This window comes from Streptococcus orisratti DSM 15617 (assembly GCF_000380105.1).
Classification (GTDB): Bacteria; Bacillota; Bacilli; order Lactobacillales; family Streptococcaceae; genus Streptococcus; species Streptococcus orisratti.
In genome coordinates, this window is the sequence record NZ_KB904475.1 from 1 (window position 1) to 22,167 (window position 22,167).

Annotated in this window: 16 protein-coding genes and 3 pseudogenes; 5 read left to right on the forward strand and 14 right to left on the reverse strand. The window is 37.3% G+C overall.

What is annotated here, in order from left to right:
- Window positions 1–72 precede the first annotated feature (72 nt).
- The 10 genes from A3I7_RS0107040 to A3I7_RS0107085 all read right to left on the reverse strand — a co-directional run bounded on the left by A3I7_RS0107040 (window position 73) and on the right by A3I7_RS0107085 (window position 13,401).
- Window positions 73–453: a hypothetical protein gene (locus tag A3I7_RS0107040; RefSeq protein WP_018376084.1), complete on the reverse strand. Its 381-nt coding sequence runs from the start codon at window positions 451–453 to the stop codon at window positions 73–75.
- 11 nt (window positions 454–464) lie between these two features.
- Window positions 465–809 carry a TIGR04197 family type VII secretion effector gene (locus A3I7_RS0107045; RefSeq protein WP_018376085.1) on the reverse strand — a complete coding sequence of 115 codons (345 nt, stop codon included), beginning with the start codon at window positions 807–809 and terminating at the stop codon, window positions 465–467.
- A 13-nt stretch (window positions 810–822) separates the two neighbouring features.
- Window positions 823–5,250 carry a type VII secretion protein EssC gene (gene essC, locus A3I7_RS0107050; protein ID WP_018376086.1) on the reverse strand — a complete coding sequence of 1,476 codons (4,428 nt, stop codon included), beginning with the start codon at window positions 5,248–5,250 and terminating at the stop codon, window positions 823–825.
- Window positions 5,251–5,261: 11 nt separating this feature from the next.
- The gene (gene essB / locus A3I7_RS0107055) at window positions 5,262–6,515 is read right to left on the reverse strand and encodes a type VII secretion protein EssB (RefSeq protein ID WP_018376087.1); all 1,254 of its coding nucleotides are present in this window, start codon (window positions 6,513–6,515) and stop codon (window positions 5,262–5,264) included.
- Window positions 6,516–6,518: 3 nt separating this feature from the next.
- Window positions 6,519–6,758, reverse strand: coding sequence for an EsaB/YukD family protein (locus tag A3I7_RS0107060; protein WP_018376088.1), 240 nt, complete (start codon window positions 6,756–6,758; stop codon window positions 6,519–6,521).
- Window positions 6,759–7,229: a type VII secretion protein EssA gene (gene essA, locus A3I7_RS0107065; protein WP_018376089.1), complete on the reverse strand. Its 471-nt coding sequence runs from the start codon at window positions 7,227–7,229 to the stop codon at window positions 6,759–6,761.
- 1 nt (window position 7,230) lies between these two features.
- Entirely contained in the window at window positions 7,231–10,305 is a 3,075-nt protein-coding gene (gene esaA / locus A3I7_RS0107070; protein ID WP_018376090.1) for a type VII secretion protein EsaA, read from the reverse strand.
- Between the two features lie 73 nt (window positions 10,306–10,378).
- On the reverse strand, window positions 10,379–10,672 hold the full coding sequence (locus tag A3I7_RS0107075; protein ID WP_018376091.1) for a WXG100 family type VII secretion target: 294 nt from the start codon (window positions 10,670–10,672) through the stop codon (window positions 10,379–10,381).
- A gap of 302 nt (window positions 10,673–10,974) precedes the next feature.
- Complete coding sequence (gene nusG, locus A3I7_RS0107080; RefSeq protein WP_018376092.1) at window positions 10,975–11,514, reverse strand: transcription termination/antitermination protein NusG; 540 nt, start codon at window positions 11,512–11,514, stop codon at window positions 10,975–10,977.
- Window positions 11,515–12,177: 663 nt separating this feature from the next.
- On the reverse strand, window positions 12,178–13,401 hold the full coding sequence (locus A3I7_RS0107085) for an ATP-binding protein (protein ID WP_018376093.1): 1,224 nt from the start codon (window positions 13,399–13,401) through the stop codon (window positions 12,178–12,180).
- 929 nt (window positions 13,402–14,330) lie between these two features.
- Here A3I7_RS0107085 and A3I7_RS0107090 point away from each other — a divergent pair.
- Both A3I7_RS0107090 and A3I7_RS0107095 read left to right on the forward strand, forming a co-directional pair.
- A complete protein-coding gene (locus A3I7_RS0107090) occupies window positions 14,331–14,552 on the forward strand; it encodes an AbrB/MazE/SpoVT family DNA-binding domain-containing protein (RefSeq protein WP_018376094.1) in 222 nt (73 codons plus the stop codon).
- On the forward strand, window positions 14,549–14,956 hold the full coding sequence (locus A3I7_RS0107095; protein ID WP_018376095.1) for a type II toxin-antitoxin system death-on-curing family toxin: 408 nt from the start codon (window positions 14,549–14,551) through the stop codon (window positions 14,954–14,956). Before A3I7_RS0107090 ends, A3I7_RS0107095 begins: the two co-directional genes overlap by 4 nt.
- Window positions 14,957–14,969: 13 nt before the next feature.
- On the opposite strand, the pseudogene A3I7_RS0107100 reads toward A3I7_RS0107095, so the two are convergent.
- A pseudogene (locus A3I7_RS0107100) lies at window positions 14,970–15,302 on the reverse strand (transposase family protein); the annotation flags it as partial.
- A 70-nt stretch (window positions 15,303–15,372) separates the two neighbouring features.
- On the opposite strand from A3I7_RS0107100, the pseudogene A3I7_RS14950 reads away from it, so the two are divergent.
- Window positions 15,373–15,492: pseudogene (locus A3I7_RS14950) on the forward strand (IS3 family transposase); the annotation flags it as partial.
- A gap of 230 nt (window positions 15,493–15,722) precedes the next feature.
- On the opposite strand, the gene A3I7_RS0107110 reads toward A3I7_RS14950, so the two are convergent.
- On the reverse strand, window positions 15,723–19,184 hold the full coding sequence (locus A3I7_RS0107110; RefSeq protein ID WP_018376098.1) for a helicase-related protein: 3,462 nt from the start codon (window positions 19,182–19,184) through the stop codon (window positions 15,723–15,725).
- The gene (locus tag A3I7_RS0107115; protein ID WP_018376099.1) at window positions 19,174–19,788 is read right to left on the reverse strand and encodes a master DNA invertase Mpi family serine-type recombinase; all 615 of its coding nucleotides are present in this window, start codon (window positions 19,786–19,788) and stop codon (window positions 19,174–19,176) included. The genes A3I7_RS0107110 and A3I7_RS0107115 overlap by 11 nt, the downstream gene beginning before the upstream one ends.
- Window positions 19,789–19,813: 25 nt before the next feature.
- Between A3I7_RS0107115 and A3I7_RS0107120 the strand changes: the two are divergent.
- Window positions 19,814–20,686: pseudogene (locus A3I7_RS0107120) on the forward strand (TaqI-like C-terminal specificity domain-containing protein); the annotation flags it as partial.
- Here A3I7_RS0107120 and A3I7_RS12640 read toward each other — a convergent pair.
- Window positions 20,632–21,258 carry a TaqI-like C-terminal specificity domain-containing protein gene (locus tag A3I7_RS12640; protein ID WP_083907224.1) on the reverse strand — a complete coding sequence of 209 codons (627 nt, stop codon included), beginning with the start codon at window positions 21,256–21,258 and terminating at the stop codon, window positions 20,632–20,634. The pseudogene A3I7_RS0107120 and the gene A3I7_RS12640 overlap by 55 nt on opposite strands.
- Window positions 21,259–21,321: 63 nt before the next feature.
- On the opposite strand from A3I7_RS12640, the gene A3I7_RS12645 reads away from it, so the two are divergent.
- Window positions 21,322–21,990: a rolling circle replication-associated protein gene (locus tag A3I7_RS12645; RefSeq protein ID WP_018376102.1), complete on the forward strand. Its 669-nt coding sequence runs from the start codon at window positions 21,322–21,324 to the stop codon at window positions 21,988–21,990.
- Window positions 21,991–22,167 lie beyond the last annotated feature (177 nt).

Sequence of the window (22,167 nt, forward strand, 5' to 3'; positions counted from 1 at the left end):
TGACTGAGGGCACTCGAACGGCTAGCTGAGGCATTCGATACCGTGCTGGCCATTGTGGATAAACTTCCTGCATTAACTTTTACCATCTATTCCTCCTTTAACTGTCTTATCTGTCTCTGCTAATAGACGACTCTTAGATACTGCTAAATCTTCTATGCGGTCTTCCAGTGCTGCCCTTGCTTTACGATAAGTCTCTGCCTTCTCTTGAAAATGACCATCTAATTGCTTCATTAGCTGACTCACTAAATCGATGTTTTCCATCAACTTGGCATAGTCATCAGATGAAAGAGTAGAGTAGGTGAGATCAGTTAGACATGACTGAGATATCCGCGCATTTTCCATCACTTCTTCCTCAAAAAGAAGGTCTTTCTTACGCTGGCTAGCTAACTCTTCCAACTTTTGTTGGTACTTTTTTTCTTCATAAAGCAATTCGTCGTAACTTTTATTATCCAACAATAGCCTCCTTACTGAAAATAGTTAGTATACGGTAAGGTCTCTCCAGAATAGATACCTGATTCCGTTTGCTGGAATATCGCTGTTTTCGACTGAATAGAGTTACTCATTCTAGCATCGGTCGCCTCAAATTCACTAGCCATAGAATGAACCAATGAAACAAACTGTGTTAACTGACCTGCGATTTGACCACTGTAGGTAGACTCTTTATCAATATAGGTTGACGCATCATTGTTCCCGTTATAGACACTGTCACCATCCTTTGTACCACTAGTAACATTGGTAATGCCTGAAGCACCCGTTGAAATTTGACTTGCAGCCTGAGAAGCTGCCGATGAATTACTCTGAATTGTCATCTAAATTCTTCCTTTACACTGTAATTTTAAGTTTTTCATAATGTCTTCTATCATGTAGATAAATCTCATCGCTATCCAATGTTGGTTCTTTACTATTATACACTTTATCTAAGAAATTCTGATCAACGAGACGCATGCCCAAAATAAACCACTGAGCTTCTGTCCTAACTTTCTTAGCGTTGGCTTCACTGGTAACACCAAGGTATTGGTAGTGATCCCCTAAAATAAAGAACAGACCAACTTGATATCCCGCGTTAAATAATGTATTCCAATCTGCTGTAGAAAGATTAGATTGCATTAAGAAAGTTTGAAGACTTGGGATAATAATGAACCATGGTTCCCTTTTTTCATCTGATAATGCTTGTCTCATCTTGTATTCCTCAATCAACTGATCCGCAAGAACGGGTAACTCAGCTAACGTTGAAACATAGGTTCTAACTTGATTTGATAATGAATCATACTGTCCAGTTGAATCAATTAACATGAGACGCGGTCTTGAAGCCATATGATTAATCGCTCGAACGAGATGCCTTGTGATAACAATTAGCGACTCCTCATTATCTGAGATATAAGCGAGGTGTTTGAATCCAGCCATCGGTATTGACACACTCTCAACTCTCATCACATCCAATCCTAGTGGTAACTCACCATTTTCTATAGCTTCCTGTACACTAGCCTTGGCCATGAAGTCTTCCATGCTAAGCTTCTCTGGTACAATTGGAATGGCTTTAGGACGGTCACCTGTCCAAGCTTTATCCATGTCTTGAGCCTCCTCTTGAATGGCTTGGATGATTTGGAAGGCTTCTCCTCCTCTAGCTGGAAGAGCCACTTGGAAGACTTCGGGTTGCTCCAACTTCATCAAACCACGTCCCGGAATGTCCTCTAAAACATACTCATGACGACCAATCAAGGTTCTGACATCATTATCATCGGTCAGTTTCAACGTCAGGCGTGTCTTCAAGTTAGCTTGCAGGGCTGATTTGAGCGCTCCCATACGCCCTGCTGTCATGACCACATTAATCCCCAGTCCCGTGCCATCTCGTAAAAGCGTTTGGAAAGTGGCTTCTAGCTGCTCTCCAAGCTCGGCTTCCTTGATCCCATCATAACTATCAATGACAATGATAATCTGTGGTAAGCCTTCCCCACTCATTTGTCGGTAAAGACCGATATTGGATACACCATAACGACTAAAGAGCTTCTTACGAAGAGCGACTTCTTCCTGCATCCGAAGCATGAATTTTGTCAGTTTTTCACTATCTTCCATCATAAAACTATCGGCCACATGGGGCAGTTTCCGAAGCGGGAGGAGACCATTTGTCCCGAAATCAAAGAGGTAGAAATGCATAAGGTCGGGAGTATTCTGACGAGCCAGATCCATAACCAGTGTTTGTAAGAAAGTTGATTTCCCCATCCCTGGAGCAGAATAAAGCACCAAGTTCCCGTCCTTATCAAAGTCATGGCTGATGACTTCTTGAGCCTGTTGGCTTGGCAAATCCACCATCCCAAAGATAGCGCTCAGGCTACCCTGATGACTCTTCTGCCATAGCACTTTGAAGTCTTCTGTTCGGAGGTCTTGCACATAAATCGCCTTCTTAAGCGGCGGTAACCAGGGTTGTGGCAAGGGCTGAATGTGCAGGTCGTCCACTAGATTATGGATGTTAGTGACAATGGCATCCAGCTCACTTGGCACTTGGCGAATGTCATCCACATCCTCAAGCCCAGACAAGTCTTCATTGAGGATATCGTATTGCCCCAGAGCATTGATGGCATAGATGGTATGGTCTTCGATGCCTTGGTCGTCCTTATCAGGTTGGTAGTCCGCCCCTGACCAAGCACTTTGGAAGAGTTCATAGACTTCGTTGTTACCGACTTGGAGGTAGGCACGCCCCGTTTGGGTAATCTCTGCTGCATCAGGTGTGTGCAACATTTCGTTCGAATCTTGACGATCCGCCACTTTCAAGGCAATCTTGAAACGAGAGTTGGACCAGATTTGGTCATTGACAACACCCGTCGGCTTTTGAGTGGCTAGTATCAGGTGAATCCCCAAGGACCGTCCAATACGAGCTGTTGAAACCAACTCCGTCATAAAGTCTGGCTGATTTTGTTTCAACTCCGCAAATTCATCCGAAATCAGGAAGAGGTGAGGCATGGGCTCTTCCACTTCACCCAGCTTGTATTTCTTCTGATACTGATTAATGTGATTGACATCGTACTTGGCAAAGAGACGTTGGCGACGTTTGAGTTCGGCATTGATGGACACCAAAGCCCGCATGGACTGGGCACCATCCAAGTTGGTAATGGTTCCCAGCAAGTGTGGCAACTCTTTAAAGAGATTGGCCATCCCACCACCCTTGTAGTCAATGAGCAAGAAAGCCACATCATACGGGTGGAAATTAACCGCTAGGCTCAAAATATAAGACTGAATCAGCTCTGACTTCCCAGAACCCGTCGTCCCAGCAATCAGACCGTGAGGCCCATGCGCTTTTTCGTGTAGGTTAAGATAGACAATATCATCTTGACCACGAAGACCCAATGGCACCGCCAAGGACTTATACGGTGCATGTTCTGCCCAGCGCTCTTGAACGTGCAAGTCTTTGAAGTCTTCGGCATGGTACATTTCCATAAAGGTCACGCTGTCAGGAATAGAGGACTTAAGGTTTTGCAAGTGATTGAGCGGCGCCAAACGACGAGCCAGACTCTCCTTGTCATAGGCCTCTGGGAAATGATCTAAGGCAAAGTCCGTTTCTCTTAGCTCACCCTCCTCAATGACCAGTTGTCCAACATTTCTATCCTTGATATTGATAATGGTCTTGATGTTTTCAGACAGACTGGACAAGACATCCTCCACAAAGATGACCGAGCAACCAAGCTCAGTAGGATCTTCACTGAAAAATTCCATGATGACATGGTCCAAAATCAGCTTTTCATCCGTTACCAACACTACATAGTGAGGTGAGAAGAGCAGACTTTCTTTGGCGGATTTGTCATCCAGCTGATTCTTGCGCAGTTTGAGGATTTGATTGAGTGAATTCAACACCTGATCACGCGTGCGTTGATTATAGACAAAACCACGAACATTCATCTCTTGCAAAGTAGCATGCGGCAACCAGCGTAGCCATTCCCATTGTGATAATTCCTCTTCAGGCATGATGGTAATGAATTGTACATCATGATAAGAGTGGAAGAAAGCCAGCTGATTCACCATGAGCTGCAATTGCTCGATGACCAAGGGACGAGGTCCGATGTAACCAACAGGACCATGGGCCAGATTAGCCACGATGGGCATCTTATCAATGGTGCGATTTTGCATATAAAGTTGATAGCCCTCAGCTTCCAGCGGGTCAGTCTGCCCACTGCGCTCCGTTTGAGAATAGCGGAGCTCATAGGTGGTGGGTACCTTCCCTAGACCTAGACGGTAGTGAAGAAAGTCAAAGTGCAAAGGTGTTTTCTCATAAATCCGATGATTGTAACTAGCTGATAACTTATCCAGAGTCTCAATAGCTGGGTAGTGATACAATTGACCTTTCTTTTGATCTTGCGCCAACTCATTAAGCTCCATAGACTTGTCCATGACATAACGTTTGTATGAATCTATGCGATCCTTTAAATCCTGCTTGTATGTTTTACGATTTTTGATATAAGTTGTCACTGAAAAGATGACCGTTGTCACTGACATAGCCGCCATCATGAGGATATAGATCCCTCGAGGTTGGACAAGTGAAATCAAAAGCATGACCGCAAGCATGACCAATGGAGGCACGATCATCCGTAAAAGACCATTTTCTGGCTTCTTAGGTTCCGCTGAAGGAGCATTAATCTGAATCTTGTCCTCTGAACTCCGATAAATAATCCGAGGAGAACGATGATAATCGGGATATTCTCCGTAGAAACCGTAGCGTGAAGTGGTCTTCTGTGCCAGACCTTGAGACACCTTCACCTTTCCCATCACCCAGATTTCATCTGGAAAGATTTTAAATGTAATGCCATGATAGCTCAGCTCAGCACCTAAGTCTAAAGAGAGACTTGTCTCAGATAGGGCAAGATTATTGAGGAAAATATTCCCCGACAGAAGTGTCATCAACCACCTGTCTTCTTGCTTTTGCAAAAGGAGGCTAAAGGCAGCATCAGCGATATAAATATCACTCTTGGACTGTTTACCAAGCAATAATTCCTGCTTGTCCAACAAGTCATAAATTAATGACTCTCCCTCCATCAGATAGAAAGTTAGACCAGCGACTTTTTGACCATCACTGAGTTGACCTGTTTCTTCCTCATAAGCATAGGTAATAACACCTTCTTTTAAGGACAGATGAAGTGGAATGTTCAGACCATCAATATAGAGTGAGGCTTTCTCGGTGTTAGCTAGCACATAGTCTCGCTCAGGAGAGAGCGCCAATTCGTAGCGCAAATCGTCTTTATAAATAGCTAAATAGTTACTCATTAGCAGATTCCTTAGTTCTTAGTTGATGATGTTGTTTCTGTACTGCTACTTTCTGTTGTAGAAACGTCGGAAGAAGCCGTACTATCTGTTTTACCAGAGGCATCTGTCAGAGCTTCATCACGATCTTTCCAGTACTTATTATAACTACTTTGTAGCTTGTCTAGCTGCTCTTCACGCTCACTACCAGACAGACTATCGTCATCACGGACACGTTCAATCTCCATTGCTAGGGCATATAGGATAAGATCTGAGTCATCCAGACGTTTGGCAATGTCCAAAGCTTTGCTATTTTCCCCACGACCGACTTCAATCCAATATTCCAGATAGAGGTCTTCTGTTTTGAGTGTCACATTGTTCATTATGACTTCTTCCTTATCCTCAGAAAAGCCAAGATTCTTGATGTAGGCGTAAGCCAGCTCATACTTTTGGGTATATGGCAGAGCATCCACTTTGACATTTTTCAGCTTATCAATAACGCCAGAATAGTCCACCTTGATAAAGGCCGTATCTGCTGCCAGCATACGCTCTTGGAAAGGGGTTCGGTTGAAAACCAGATAAATCAAAGGAATAGCCAGAACGAGAACTAGTGCCCCCAACCAGATAGAAGCATATTTGAACAGCTTATACCCCGCCTTTTTGACAATCGCCAAAGTTGCGGATTCTTCTTCAAGTTTTTCACGATAAAATGTTAATAGGCTTTCCCTAACTTCTGCTACACTATTCAATTTACGAATATCATCTAGAAAGCGAGGAAGTTCAACCACATCTAAAGAGCCATCATATAAATCGCTAAACTGATAATCTGTAAAAATAGTGATAATATAACACTTAACCTGTTTGAGAAATTCCTCCTCATCCATAGATTGAGGTGTCATGATTTCTGGAACAGCTCGATAAGCTATTTTCAAACACTGATTCTTGGTGATAAAAATGTTCTCTGGGTGGAGGAAAAATGTCACAGGAAGTCTCAAACACTCTTCCAAGTCTAGAACATTCAGCGCCAAACGTAATTGCTCTGACATGGTTCGTGCCTTGACAGCTGCTAAAGTCAGTCCATCCTCTTCTAACTGGTAATTAAAAGTCACTTGATCATCATCAAAGTTCATCTCCTGTTCTAAAAACATAGGATGATGCAAATTGAGTACACGCAACTGATCTATCTCTTGAGTTGCCACATCCGAACGCTTCAGACTAAGCGCCCAGTGGTCTAACTCCTTATCATAATGAAATCCTTGTCCCGAAAAGGTTAGTACTACTTCACTCACTCACTAAATCTCCTCTACTTTAATAACATCTCCTGTTGTCACAGGGTAGTCAGCCAAGACCTTGCCCTCATCCAAAAGGAGGCCCTTATTCACCACTCGTAGCTGGTATTTTCGTCTGATATCACTATTCCCATAAATCTTATCAAATTCCTTGATTAACTTGCGCACTTCAATCTTAATAGGGATACGGACATCTCTCGGTTTTCCTTGAAAAACGAGGCTAACATTAATATGATTTTCCACTTAAATTTCCTCTTTCTTACCAACCATAAAAGTAGCAAAACTAGCCCCACAGAGCAAGAGAAAGCAAACGACTCCATAAAGAATCGCCACAAGCCCACTCTTACCTGTTTGGCTAGTCGTACCAATATCTGTATCTACTTTTGTCACATACTGACCAGATTTAGCTGTTGTCCCAAAAAGTTTCTTTACTTGATTTACATCAGTACTTTTTTTGCTCGTTTGGGAGAATAGCTGTTCTTGTTGCCGATTAAAACTTCTAGCCTTATCACTTTCCATCTTTTTCAAGATTTTGTTAGTTTCAGCCGAAAAAAGGGTTGGATCAAGATTAAATGGCTGGTTGGAATCAGTCGTTTTTTCCTCCAAACGATTGCTGTCAATATGTAGACTATTATCCTTGATGCTATCATCAGCAAGCACAAGGGTTGGAATAAAGGCACAAACCATCATAAGAACGACCAAATATTTTTTCATATTATGCCTCTGCTTCTGCATTCCCTTTTATCCAATTTTGCCAATTCAGGGTAAAGAAAACATTGACAAAGATCAGAGCAATCACAACAAGAACTGACAAAATGATTAAACTCAGGCTAGCCGCACGACTATCAAAGTAGTTTGACAATGCTGTTTCCAAGATAGACAGAACATTGATTTTCTTCAGAAAAGCTGGAAGCCCTTTAAGCGTTGCCGTTGTTCCAATAGCATTTGACAAATAAACAAAGCTAATAGTCATAAAGAGACTTAGACCCATTCCAAGTGCCTTAAGATTTTTGAACAAGAAGTAATGCCCTTGCATCAAGATAAGGCTAAACAGTGTCACAACAAGAACCCATGATGGCATCAAATCTTTTTCAACTGATAATTTAGAAGCTGAAATCGAACCAATGACCACACCCGTAATTATAGCCAAAACTGAGATAATAGCCACGTTAAGCACATCTGTATCATGCAAACGATCAACCGCTCTAAACTTATCTTTGACTCTCTTCATGAGATTGTAGGTTGTGAAAATATAAGCTGTAAAAAGACTAACTACCTCAAGCAAAAGAATCCACGTGAAAGGTCGATAAGTGTTGATACTTGCTTTTACTGAAGACGATGATTCTGTGACAGGATTAGACAAAAAGTCCAAAATTTCGTTATTTGCAACACCATCTTTATAAGCGTTTGAAAGAACTTTAGAGAAGGCTGTTGAAAAATTACCACTGTTGTCTAACTCTTTTTTAAACTCAGCCATCAAATCATCAGCGTCCGTGGACAGTTTCTTGCTGTTCTTCTGAGCAGTTTCAATATCTTGGTTAAAGGAAGTAAACAGTTCTTTAACTTGCCCAGCCTCATTAGCATTAGAATCTGATGTAGATTTGAGTTCTGATGTTGCTGACAATAACTTAGTCAAGCTAGAGTTTAAGTCAGACATCTTAGAGTCACTCTCTTTAGTCGCAGTTGATGAGGTATTTTCCTTTTCCTTAACAGCACTCACTTTATCTTGAACAGCTTTGACTTCTTCAATTTTTTTGTTGATATCTTCTACTAAGGTTTGATTGGTATTTTGAATTTCAATCAGCTGATTTTCTAAACTAGTTTTTTGTTTTTCAAGTTCATCAATATCACTAATTAAATCTTTCGTAGGAGTTTCCAAATTATTGTTAATTCCATCAACTAGAAAATCTGTAACAAGGCCGGTAACGGTTTGTTCAAAGAAACTATCCGTGATGCTCTTGTCTGTGACATTCCCATCTTTATCTTGATAATAAGCGTTCAAAAGATTTTGGGCATTTTCATAAACATCTTTAATTTCCTGAACTTTTTGAGCATAGGCTGCAACATTATCTTTTAAAGGAGTCACATCATCTGTAGAAATGGAAACCGTTGTTGAGGAAGTTGTTTCCTCTTTTTTATGATAAGTGATAGTAATCGTATCATCCGCAGATGATGAATCTTTCAAGATAACATTATTAGCTTGCTTATTAGTATATTCTGTTCCATTGTAGGTCCATTTATCTAGAACAAGACTTTCTGGAATATTAAGGAGCAAATTAGCTGTTACGTCTGATGTCGCAGCATCCACACCGACACCAGTAACTTCGACAGAAATTGTTGTTGGACTATTTGTTGAAGCTGTCGAAGAGGTCGCAACTGCGATACTTGATATCTTATTATTCAAATCAGTTTCAGCAGTTTCTAAATTTGATTTTGCGTTAGCTAGTTCATTTCCCAAATCGGTTTTATGGCTATGATACTCATCATTGTCATAATGTTTAGCTAAGTCAATATTAAAGTTTAGCATTGAATCTGCGGCATTGGAATCAATGACAGTCATGTTAGCTGCGATAGCAGCAATTCCTTTGCTATCAATAGCTGGTAATTTATTAATAGCTGCTTGAATCATGTCATCAACATTTTTCCTATAAGCATCTACTGAAGTAGTAGGGTAATCTTTTTCTGGGTTATCACTCGTCTTCCCAAGAAGATCAGCAATCGTTACCTTTTCACTGCCAAAATACTCTTCAACTTCCTTTTGAGCGAATTCACTGATTCTTGTTTCATCACTAGAATCTGTCACTGCCTGTCGAAGATGCTCAATCTGGTCACCCATTTTTTTAATTTCATTATTTGCTTGATTATCTTCTGAGGCAGTAGTGCCTAATGAATCAATCGCTGCACTCAAGGATTCCTGTGATTTTTGTAATTCTTCCGTCAATGATGTCAACTCAATTTTCAGCAAGTCATCATCCATTGATATTAAAGCATTAACAAACTCCTCATAACTCAACGCATCTTGGGAACGTTTTTCGATTAGCTTATTCAAATCAGAACCAAGTGTCTCCTGAGAAGTTGACATTTCCTTGTACAAATTAGAAAAATCTGAGAGTGATTTGGTTAAATTATCATTTGCTGCTAAGCTACCATTTGTAGTTGTTACTAATGATGGAAAATTATCTTCGAAACCTTTAGCTACTCCCAATAAATTGGTTTGATAAAACGAAACATTGCTTGATTCTTGTTCAGTTAATGCCTTTACATTCTGTTGAGCCGTGTAGAGATTTCCCAAAATACTAGCCATGTACATATCAACCAACTGGTTATTCAAATCGGAAACAATATCCTTACCAACCTTATTGGCTTCCGTCTCAATTTGTTGATTACCATCAGCATTGACCTTATAGCTAATAATAGTACGTTCTACCGCTAGACTATTCAAGTCTAAAATCTTTGAAGAGAAATCATTAGGGATGACAACCATTAGTTGATACTTGTTCGTTTTGAGCCCGTTTTCAGCTGTCCCACGACTAACGACCGACCAATTTTGACTGTCATCTCGTTCAATATTTTTAATATAACTTGCCCCAAGATTGTAGCCCGTATTTCCTACAAAAGCCATTCTATCTTCATTAACAATAGCAACATCTAGACGCGTAGCTTTCTGGCTTTTCAACTCTGTTGAGGCTGTGTCATTATTCTTTTGAACAGCAACATTCAAACTAACAATAGCACCTAATAACACTGCAACACCGGCTATACTAGCCATATATTTTATAAACTTATTCATTTCTACTTCTCAAAAAATAGCAGAGCAGTTAAGCACCTGCCCTGCTACATTCTAGCCTTTTAATTATTAAAAATTAACGGAATCCAATTTGTGATGCAATTTGAGCATCAGTATCTTCAAGCGTAGCAGCAACAGAATTCAATTGCGCATTAATCTCATCCAAAAGATCCGCAAATTGGCTTACTTTAGGTGATAATTCATTAAATTGCTGTTCAAAGCTGTCAAAAGCGTTACCGTCCCAGTTAGCGTCAATTTCAGCCTGAGTATTAGTCAGACGTGTCAAGACATCACGAACAGAATTTGCACCTTCTGTGTAGCTTTGCGCTTGTGAGCGAAGTTCTTCCGGCGTTAACTTAATTTGTGCCATTTAGATAATCTCCATTTCTTTTTATATAAGGTTATTATACTCTTTTTCTTAGTTTTTAATATTTCTTTTTGTTTTCTAATTGTAACATTTTTGTTAAAAATGATATTTTTCTTTATTTTCCAAACGTTATGCTTTGTTACTTCAAACAAATATAAGGAACTGCACACTTGCTACCATTTCAGATAAACTGGCACCATGGTAAAAGGTCTGTTGATTTTAAAATTATTTATTATATCTTTAAGGTACTACAGCTACTTCACAATCTTATCAACATTGATTGATTTACATAGGTAGCTTATTGGTTACAATTCAGCAATTTGGTACAATTCAAGTTCAGCTTGTGTTTCTGTACCAAACATGTTAATCATGATTTTAACCTTGTTGTTTTCAATTTCAACGACACGGCCTTCTTGTCCCATAAAGGCACCATCAATGATTTGCACCACATCACCAACTTTAATGTTAGTATCAAAGACATCAACTGTTTGCCCCATTGAGATGAGAATAGAGCGAATCTCTTCTTCCAAGAGCGGTGTCGGTTTAGATCGGTTACCATGTGAACCAACGAAACCAGTAACATTAGGTGTATTACGGACAACAAACCACGCTTCATCAGTCATGACCATTTCCACCAAAACATAACCCGGAAAACGATTTTCTTCGATTTCCTTGGTTTTTCCATTTTTCTCAACATTAACCGTTTGTGTCGGAATTTCCACGCGCAAGATATTATCAAGCATGTTATAAGTTTGAGCGCGCTGCAAAAGGTTTTCCTTAACCTTATTTTCGTAACCCGAGTAAGTTTGAAGGACAAACCAGCCCTTATCAAATGAATCTAACATAATTTCCTCCTTATTGCATTATAAAAAAGCCTGGCGGCTTCTCTGTCTGCGTTTTCCCCTTTATTATAGGAAAAAATACCAACCTTGTCAACAAAATGCAAATCAATTCACGACAAACCATGAGACAGAATTTTCTTTGCGTTTGCCGTGATTTTAGCATCCTTTGTTTGAATCATTTTTGAAAAAACCTAAAACCGGCGTTTCCTAAAGTTTTAAAGCTTGAAATTTCATTCCATTTCAACTCATTTTATTTGAATAGCGTGAGTTTTGCTACCAAACTACGTGAATTGAGTTAACTAAGAACCTACATTCACAAACGAGGTGCTTATAGATAAGAAATAGTTTTTTCGCTAATCAAGGCAGGGGGGTGAGAGAATACTGACTGTATTTTGAAAAAAAAACTAATGATGAATAGCTCAAAAACTAGCCTTAGAGAGAAGTGCTAAACTGTGAACACAGGTTCTAATACAAAAAAACTCACACCAGACTATTAATAAATGAAGATAGGTTGGATGAGATCATTCATCTGAACAATCTCAGTAAAAACTCAATATAGATGCTACAATAGTTGGCGACTTCTCTAGACTATGAATTTCCAATCAATCACCAAACATCAATACTCTGATGTAATCTATGTAAACCTACCTTATGGGCAAGGGGCCCTTATTTTCCTTCCCTACCTTCCAAGAGCCAGTCAATGATGTTTTTTTTCTGAATCCCCTCGTAATTAGCTGTAGGTTGGATAACATCCAAAGTCAAAAGGTATTTAGGATATTGGTCGTTAATACTATGAAAAGGACGCAGTTCACGTTCCAATGTTTCAGGTGCAAGAGTTGTTTCACTAACCTGATAATATTCATAGGTCCCTTGGTCTGTCACGACAACAAAATCAACCTCATACTTCCCAATATTACCGATATAGACTTTTGAAAAACGTCTTCTCAATTCTAGATAGACTAAATTTTCAAGTATATGTCCTAAATCTTCTTGGTGATCAGGCAATAGTAATCGTCTAAATCCCAAGTCAACAACATAATACTTTTCTAATCGTTGTAAAAGTTGTCTCCCCTTAACATCAAAACGAGGGACAGAGTAAAAAAGAAGACTATCCGTCAAAACATCTAAGTAATTTTCAAGCGTTCCATTCGCAATCTTAACACCTTGGCTGACTAAAGTATTTCGAAGTTTATTCGTTGACACTTGGCTACCTATACTACTCAAAATGGTTCGTACCAAGCGCTCTAATAAGTCAGGACTAGGTGTCCCTGCTCTTGCAACAACGTCATTTAAGAGAATCGAATGATAAATACCTTGTAAATACTCAATCTTCTCTTGGTAACTTTTTGTCTGCAAAAGATAAGGAAAAGCACTAAATAAATAGTCATTAAACAGCTCAGCCTTAGATTTTAGGGAATCTTCATCACGCACTCCTGAGATATACTCACTAAAGGATAGTGGAAGAACCTCAAGTTCTACATAGCGTCCTGTCAAATTAGTTGCTAACTGACCACTCATAAAATACGCATTAGATCCTGTTAAATATAAGTCAACATTGGGCTTGATAAATAAACTATCCGCCACCAACTCAAATTGTGGAACATGCTGAATCTCATCTAAAAAAACATAGTAAGTATCTTCAGACACTAAACGCTCTTCAATGTAATCATTCAACTTGCGAAAATCTCGCAAATCGTAAAATCTTAAATCTTCAAAGTTCAAAACGATTATCTGATGGTTAGGAATCCCAGATGCCAAGAGTTCCTCTCTAAATAATTGAAATAATATAGATTTCCCAGATCGCCTGACACCACTAATAACCTTTATCACTTGACGGTCTTTATGCCGTCTTAAAAAGTCTAGATATATTGTTCTGTCAACCAATTTCATTCGCTTCACCTCAAAAATAGTATAGCACACTCGTGAATTATTTTCAATCTATCGGAAATAATCAAAATTTTAGAAGATTTTCTCTATTCATTTGGAAATATCTGATTAACATACAAGTTAGTTTCAAAAAATTGAAAATAATAGTTCATTTGATGTACTCCCGATTGATTGATATTCTGTGCACATACTAAGGTTATTGAAATAAGCTTGTCTTTTCAACGACTTTGAGAAATTAAAGGGAAACTGAATAGGTATCTGACTCTTAGCGACAGTTTGATAACCTAAATTTATGTCAATACCTCTAATGTCATTCCAATGGCTGTTGGAGAATTCGCTTTAAACTCTTTGAAGCAATAAGGTAAAAATAAGGTGAATTTTGAGGCGAGTTTTTAAAAAAAGTGCACAAAAAAGCACCCATGAGGTGAACTCTTGAATGCTTTGAAGCGTTGATATAACTGGATATTAACGTTTTGAGGCACAAAAACTTTGTTTTCTGTATAACCGTATCTGTAAGCGACTAAAGTCGCAACAGCTATATCAACTATTTCGTCAATTTAGACAAAAAACACTTCCCGAAATCAAGAAGTACTTGAGTTATTGATAACCCGAACAAACAGACTAACGTTTACTCAATTGACTTGCTTTATGTACTTTCTTAAGACCTGATTGGGACATCTTTTATTTCAACCAATTTCAAAAGCTTTTAAAACCAACGTTTTTACGGATTTTCAAAACTCAAAATTTCATCCAATTTCAACTAATTTCATCAAAATAAGGTAAATTTTCAAGCAAAATAAGCAAAATCGAACCAGAAAATATAAAAGTTTACCTTACTCTTGATTCTAGAAAATGCACCACCCCAAAGTATTCACTTTTAATTTTTGTATATATCATGTATAATGTATTTACAAACATAGGAGGTAAATACAATGAATGTTCTGCTACGAAAAACAGGTAACAGCACTGTTATCACTATCCCAAACGCTATAAAAGAAGCGCTTGGTGCTGAAATCGGTGAAGAAATCGAATTCGTCACCTCTGGAAATAACATCATTATTCGTAAAGCTGAGCCAACATTTGATTTTGATAAAGAGTTAGAAAAAGCTATGAGCCAATACGATGAATTATTGAAAGAGCTAGTAGATAAATGAAATACCTATCCGCTGAAGACATTATCAAAATCAATGTTATGGTTATTGGAAAATATTCCCCAAAGGAGCCCGTTGGGATAGCTGATCCAAATAGCCTGCAGATGATTGTTGAGCAGCCAAAACAAGAGATTTTTGGAAAAATACTCTATCCCGACATTTATAGTAAGGCTGCCATTATCTGGATAAACCTAATCAAGAAACACCCATTTAAGAACGCCAACAAGCGAACTGCAGTGCTTGCTTTACATATGTTTCTAGCAATAAATGGTTTTCAGTCAAATCTCTCATTAAGCGATGGATTAGAAAAGACAATTGAGATCGCTACGTTTCAAGGTGATTTTGAGGAGTTAAAGGATACTGTTATCAGATTTCTCAAAGAAGAAAAGCGGGTTTGTAAAAAGTAAGAAAGTGGTTATTAGCCAAGGAGTTGAACTCTGTTCTGTTATCTGAAATAATAGACAGAATATGATATTTGCTCAAGATTAACCTAAGTATCAAATTGACAGATTCAGTGGTTTTATTTGGGATTAGATGTATGATTTGGAGTCTACTCCATCGGTCGGTTAAGACTAAAAGGCAATGATTTTTCATTTTGGTTAATAGAACTGCACCAATTTCATAATGTCCATTTTCCAAGTAAAGATTGATAACCTCAGGTCGCTCTTCGATAGATTTACCAGCAGGTTTAAAGTTAGTACTGACTTTCTTCTTGGCACTTTTCCTTTTTCTAGGATAAAGCATGTCTAACTTTTGGGGTGCGGTACAAAATCTCCTAAAGAGTTTTTACAAAATGGCTAACTTCAACTTGAAATTTGGCATCTTCCATTCACTGGAAGAGCTAATCCTTAAGACCAAAAACTACGTTCACTGGTGGAATCACCATCGCATTCACAGCAGTCTCAACTACCAAACACCAATAGCTAGAAGAGCAATCGCTTAACAAAAATACTTTATAAAATTGAACAGAAAAGTGTCGCCTTTTCAATATTCACGATAAAGTTGATGACAATTTTTTGATAATTACCCCATATTCCATTGTAAATGATGAGATTTAGCGGTACACCGTAAGTGGCTCATTTAGACTTTAACCTCTGTTTGTTTCGTCACTTACAGTATAGTCTATTTGGGCTTTTTAGTGTATTTTATGTCAACTAACACCACGGCTTGAATCTATAATTTAGTATTTCCAATTACAGAAGCGATTACATTTATTTTAGAAAAATCTTTATTTGCCTTACTGTTAAGTCTACTCTCACTTTGATTATACTGATCAATCATTTCTCCATCAAACAAAGTAATAAATCTACTTAGGTTAGTCCAAATATTTTCATAAACATGTTTACTACTTATATCACCATCTTTATCACGTAGCAACTTCAAAAAATCATTTTGTTCTTTACTAAATCCCCGATTACTTAAAGAATCTATAATTTTTTTTAGTCGTTTCGCATCTACTCTTTGACTTAGAATATTATCACGATAGTCTTTTTTAGCTCCTCTTAATAACACTTCTCTCAATTTCGAAATAAAGGCAGGTTGAATTTCTAGCTTAGAAACACTCTTTAAATTATGATTATGACATTCAACTAAATCACCAATAACGTTAGCATACTTACTAGTTGTTCTCTCTATTAATTGTTGTGCTTTTTGCTCATCTACACTTAAGTCTTTTTGTAACAAACTTCTTACTAGGTGTTCAACCTCTACAAAAGATAAAGCCTTATTGTTAGTTAAATCCCATAAATTTGGGGCAGTTACCATGATTGAATGTTGATTAATATCTTGTAATTCTGCTGTATATAAAAGCAATGATTGCTCGGAATTTCCAAAAGAATATGGAAAATAAGCAAATACTTGTTCATCTTCACAAAATTCTCCATAATTTTGATAAAAATCAAAAACACGTTCACGTGCTTCCGTCTCGGATACAAATGCAATTAATCCATATTCTTCCTCTAGAATACGGCTTTCTGAAGCGGTATCCTCCCACATGATCCCTTTATATTGACCCTTATTTACAAATGGTAATTTAAAGTCTCCCTCTGTATCCGTTGTGGCCCCCTTAGCTTTATTTTCAAACCTTTCAGATAACTTCAGTTCTGCGCTGATAACTTCTTCAGAAGGAAAGGCATAAACAGAGATTCTGTTTTCCCCACTTAGTTTGGGTCTGTCAATACGGCCTATGCGTTGCTCTAACCTCATCGGATTATATGGCAGCTCTATTGTAATGATATGATTAGCGTCTTGTAAATTTTGACCTGTGGAAATAGCATCTGTACCAATCAAAACTGAAATTTCTTCTTCCTCGACTAACTCATAAGACTTAGACTGAGGAGAAAAACAACCTAATACTTCCTCTTTAGAACGATCATCAAAATTAATACGGCTCGCTCCTCCACGAACCATACCAATTCCAGCGCTAACAATCTCTGGTTCATCTAGCATTGCTCTAAAATAATTATCTACTGTATCTGAAAACTCTGAAAAAATGAGAACTTTATCTCCAGCAGACAGTATCTCTTTAATCTGAGTTACTATCACCTTTTGTTTCTCATCATTTTTAGAAACAATATACCACTGTTCTAATATCTCGTCTAAGCTATTAATATCGTTTTCCGTATCACTAAGCATTTGATCCAAATAAGAATCAAGCGTCTTTTCTGATAGTTTTTCATCAATGTAATTAATACGGTCTTTCTGAGCTTTATTCAAACCTAGATCCATCTGATTAAATTCACTGCTAAAATCAAAGCCTTCCTCATTCGATGAGTACTCTTCAGCATAATCAGAATTAACTTTTTCATAAAAAAATTTCTTAATAAAAGAGAGGTTTTCTGTCTTCAGTTTTAAAATATCTTTTTCAAAATATTCTAGTTTACTCTTTATGTTCTCTAAGCTCTTTCCAAATGCAGCATTACTAGAATCAGCTCTACGGAGCAGTTGAAAACGTTGCCTCATAATCACATTACTTTCTGCATTTGGACCGAAATATTGCCAAACAGTATCTTGATAAGGAAGTTTTAAATCAATAAGTCTCTCTAGTATTTCATTGAGTGCAGCTGAGACCTTTGGAGAATATGTCATTGTAAAAGGTTCATCACCATTCTCAAGCGGAAAATCTCTTTTAGGATATCGATCAGAAAGAAAGCTTTCATTAGCTAAACTTGTACGAGTTCTCTGATGGAATAGATCCTTCCAAAATTCAATATACGCTTTTTGATTATAATTACCGCTATCCTTCACATCATACAATAACTTTTCCCTATCATTTATAAGATAAGAATAATACTGACGTTCTTGAGGTACCTTTTGAATATTGAGTAATAACAAACCAAGACGAATAACATCCTCCCGTGAATTATTCCAAGGCGTCGCTGTCAACAGCAATCCTCTCAGAGTACGGCCTTGTGACTGCCGACTTAATTTAACCAATTTTTGCATATTTTGATATGCCCTGTTATTTTTTCTTAAAAAACCTTCATGGGCTTCATCAATAACGACTAAGGCATATGTTGCCGCGTATATTTCTAAATTTTCATCGTTTAGAACCGTGAACTTCTGACGCGTAGTGATATCTATAAACGATAAGTCAGCCTTAACATTATTCAACTCTGCTATCCATTGTTCTCTCAGGCGATCATTCGCCAGAATAAGGACCTTTCGTTTATCACTCGCTAATTGCAAATCTTGCAAATACAGTTTAATGATCGTAGCAGCTTCCAACGTCTTCCCCAACCCTACTCCATCTGCTAAGATTTGCGTATCAAATTCATTGAGTCGAGTATATACGTGTTGAATCCCTTTAAGCTGATGTACAAAATACTTGTTCCCATCATTATGTCTAGGGTACGGTAAACCGCCTTCAATCTCTTTGATTCGAGAAATTAATGATTCAGGTGCCTTTTCACCAAAATACTTTCCTAAATTCCAATAAAAATACTCAATAGGGGTGTATGTAATTTTTGGTGTTGAATACTGCTCTTTCTGCTCCTCAAACTGGGCTAGTAGCTCCTCTGAATACTTTTCTGAGTAGTTTTCCCACATTTCATCAAACCAATCCTTTATTGGTGGAAATGAATCCTGAGAAAAGATATTTAGTTCTCTATTTTCAACCAATCCACCATAGGTGAAGTTGGAAGACCCAATTAGAACATCTCCTCGTCTATCTTTAAAGTTATGTGAAAAAAGGTAGGCTTTTCCATGCAAAAAAGCAATGTCATTTTTAGAGTGTGTTTCATAAAATTTTGAATCCACAAAAATTTTAACCTCTAATCTATCTGACGAGATCCATTGAACTACTTCTTGATAGAATTTATTGTCAAGTTTAAAAGATTCTGTACTATATTTCGACATCTTTTCTGCAATACCTAACAGTTTACGTGTATCAGTATTTTTATTATCATATTGGTTGCTTATTAAAAGTTGGATTTTATTTTTTTCTGACCGAGCAAAGAACCTTCTCAAATCTTCTTCCAACTCAACAACGCCACTTAATCGAAAATAGCCACTTGCAATCCGAACAACTCCACTGTCTTCAAGTAAGCCACCGATTGCCCCCCTCATGGTTTTCCCTGGTGAATTATCTATCCTATTAGCCTCTCCCACTTTAGGAATATAGTTATCAATCGCCATAATTCTCCTTTTCTAGTCGTTTAATAAATTTTGAAACTGTTGCTCGATTTACCTCATAAAAACGCGCTATTTTATTTAAAGACAAACCTTCTTGCCGCATGTTGATAATGTCTTTTTTGTACGGATATAATTTATAGGTTGTGATTTTTGCCAGCCCCTTTGGTCTCCCCAATACAACTCCCTCAGCTCTTTTTCTTGCTAAGGCCTCCTTGGTTCGTTGAGAAATTAAATTTCTTTCTATTTCAGCCGATAAACCAAAAGCAAATGCTAAAACTTTTGAATTTATATTATTTCCTAACTCATACCCTTCTTTAACTGTATATAACGTAATTTCTTTCTCCATTAAATCGTTAAGAATGGACATGATTTGTAATAAATTTCTCCCCAACCTAGAAAGCTCACTGATGATTAGAATATCCCCTTTTTCCAAACGTTCAAGTAAAACACCTAATAGACGCTCATCTGCTTTTTTTGTCCCGCTGATTATTTCTGATGTCCATTCATCAATTGTTATATTTCTTTTTTGAGCAAACTCCTCAATTTCAAAACGTTGATTCTCTACTGTTTGCTTATCAGTACTTACTCTAATATAACCGTAAATCATAGTAAAAACCTGCTTTCTATAAAGGAGCGATTATATTGAGCAATGGGAAATTCCCATTTCTTATAAGAAGGATGAAAGTTGGATTATTTTAACCCCAATAGAGCAATCCATTAAATCAAAAATAGAAGCTGTTGGCACACCACTAAAAGATTGGAATATTTCAATAAACTATGGGATAAAAACAGGTTATAACGAGGCTTTCATCATTAGTAAATCTAAACGCGAGGAAATTTTAAATAATTGCCAAACAGAGGATGAGAGGTTGAGAACAGCTGAAATAATACGACCGATTTTAAGAGGCAGGGATATCAAGAAATTCGGTTACGAATTTGCCGAATTATATCTTATATATATTCCTTGGCATTTTCCTTTACATAATGATAGTTCCATTCAAGGTGCATCTAACGAAGCAGAAAGGTTGTTTGAATTAAAATATCCAGCAGTATATAACCACCTTTTATTATTCAAAGAACAGCTATCTGAACGGAATAAATCGGAAACTGGGATACGCTACGAGTGGTACGCATTGCAACGTTGGGGAGCAAATTATTGGGACGATTTTAATAAACCGAAAATTGTTTATCCCAACATGACAAAATTTTTGCCATTCTACCTTGATAATGAAGGATTCATGGTAAATCAAAAATGTTTTATCCTGACAGGTGAGAAGCTGATTTACTTGACAAGTTTTTTAAATTCTAAGGTTTTTAAAGTTTGTTTTAAAGACTATTTTCCAGATTTACAAGGTGGAACAAAAGAGTTAAGTAAAATATTTTTCGAAAGAATCCCAATACCTCAAATTGTAAAAGACCGCGCTGTAACAGATGAAGAAATTTATGAACTTTATAACTTTGATGAAGATGAAATAAATTGGATTTCTTCTTTGTTTAGTGAATAAATTTGAAAAATTAGTTTATCAATATAATCAATATCGTTATTTCTTAAATATTCTATTATTTTATGCTCTATTTCGCTTGTAGGTTGTATTATCGGTAAATTCTTAACATTGTTAGCATTTCCAGCATTGCCCCCAGCAGATTCTCCAACAATTGTATTCATTAGCCAACAAAATAATGAAGAATTAAGTACAGCAGACAGATATTCAATATGGTCACCTGTAATAAAATGCATGCTATCTTGGATATAAATGCCTTCTGGGACGATTCCAAAGATCTTTTGATTTGCAATTCTGTTCCAAGCAAGTTTCGGTTTATTAAAATCGTCCCAATATGCTATACTGTCTTGTGTTTCAAACCATTTGTTATTTGTCTTTTTGCGAGCATTGTTCCCTCTGATCCCATCTATATCTTTAGTGCCAGATTGTTCTAATTTTCTTTTATCAAAATTTAATAAATAATCTCTAACAGCAGGAAAGTTATCAATATCATAATGCTTTGATGGAAATGTACAAATTAGATATAAACCAGCAAAATCATAACCATATTGCTTAATATCACGGCCTCTTAAAATCGGTCATTTTCTGAACTCTCTGACCTTGAAAAGTTGGATAGTATCGAGCGAAAAAAGAAGAATTTGAAGCAAAAACGCATTGACGTTATGCGGTTAATTTCTGCTAACTTCAGACCAAACTGGACGAAGTTTGTTACTTTGACTTTTGCTGAACATGTGACAGATAGAGAAGTAGCAATGAATGAGTTTAAAAAATTCATTAAGCGTTTCAATTATCAAGAAAGAAAAGCAAAAAGGGCTGATGTTCGTTACATCGGTGTTATTGAGTATACCAAAAAAGGACGCATTCATTTTCATGTGGTCTTCTTTAACTGTCCATATATCCCGAAAGAAAGGCTACAAAATCTTTGGGATAATGGTTTTGTTTATCTCAACAACATCCGAGGAATGAACGGCTCTGCCGTGGCTCGCTATGTAACCAAATACATGGCAAAGGCTTTTGCTAGTGCTGAAGCAGACCTTGAAGAACTCTTCAAAAAAGGGGTTGAAACCTTCAAACAAAAGGATTATTTTGCTTCTACTAACTTGAAGAGACCTCAAGTCATTTACATGAACAATCAGAGTATCGATGAAATAGAGCTTTTGAAAGGCTATCAGCAAGGGAGAAAATCAGCTTATGAACGGAAGATTTTCTTGGGAACTGATGAAAATGACAAGCCTATTTTAGGGTCTGAAATGGTTGAATATTATCTGTTTGAGAAGCCCTCGTCTATCGCAAAAAATATTGCTTAGATAGTCTTTTTTGTCGTGCCTTAATTTCTATAAACTTGATAACAAGTTATTCAAAAAACGCCTTTTCTAATATTGCCTAAGCCTGAGAGGGTTATTTTTTTGGCTTCTTTTTTAGGTTTTCAATTATGCCATTTTGGCATAATGTTTTAATCAAAAGAAAAAACGCTCTTTATCAGA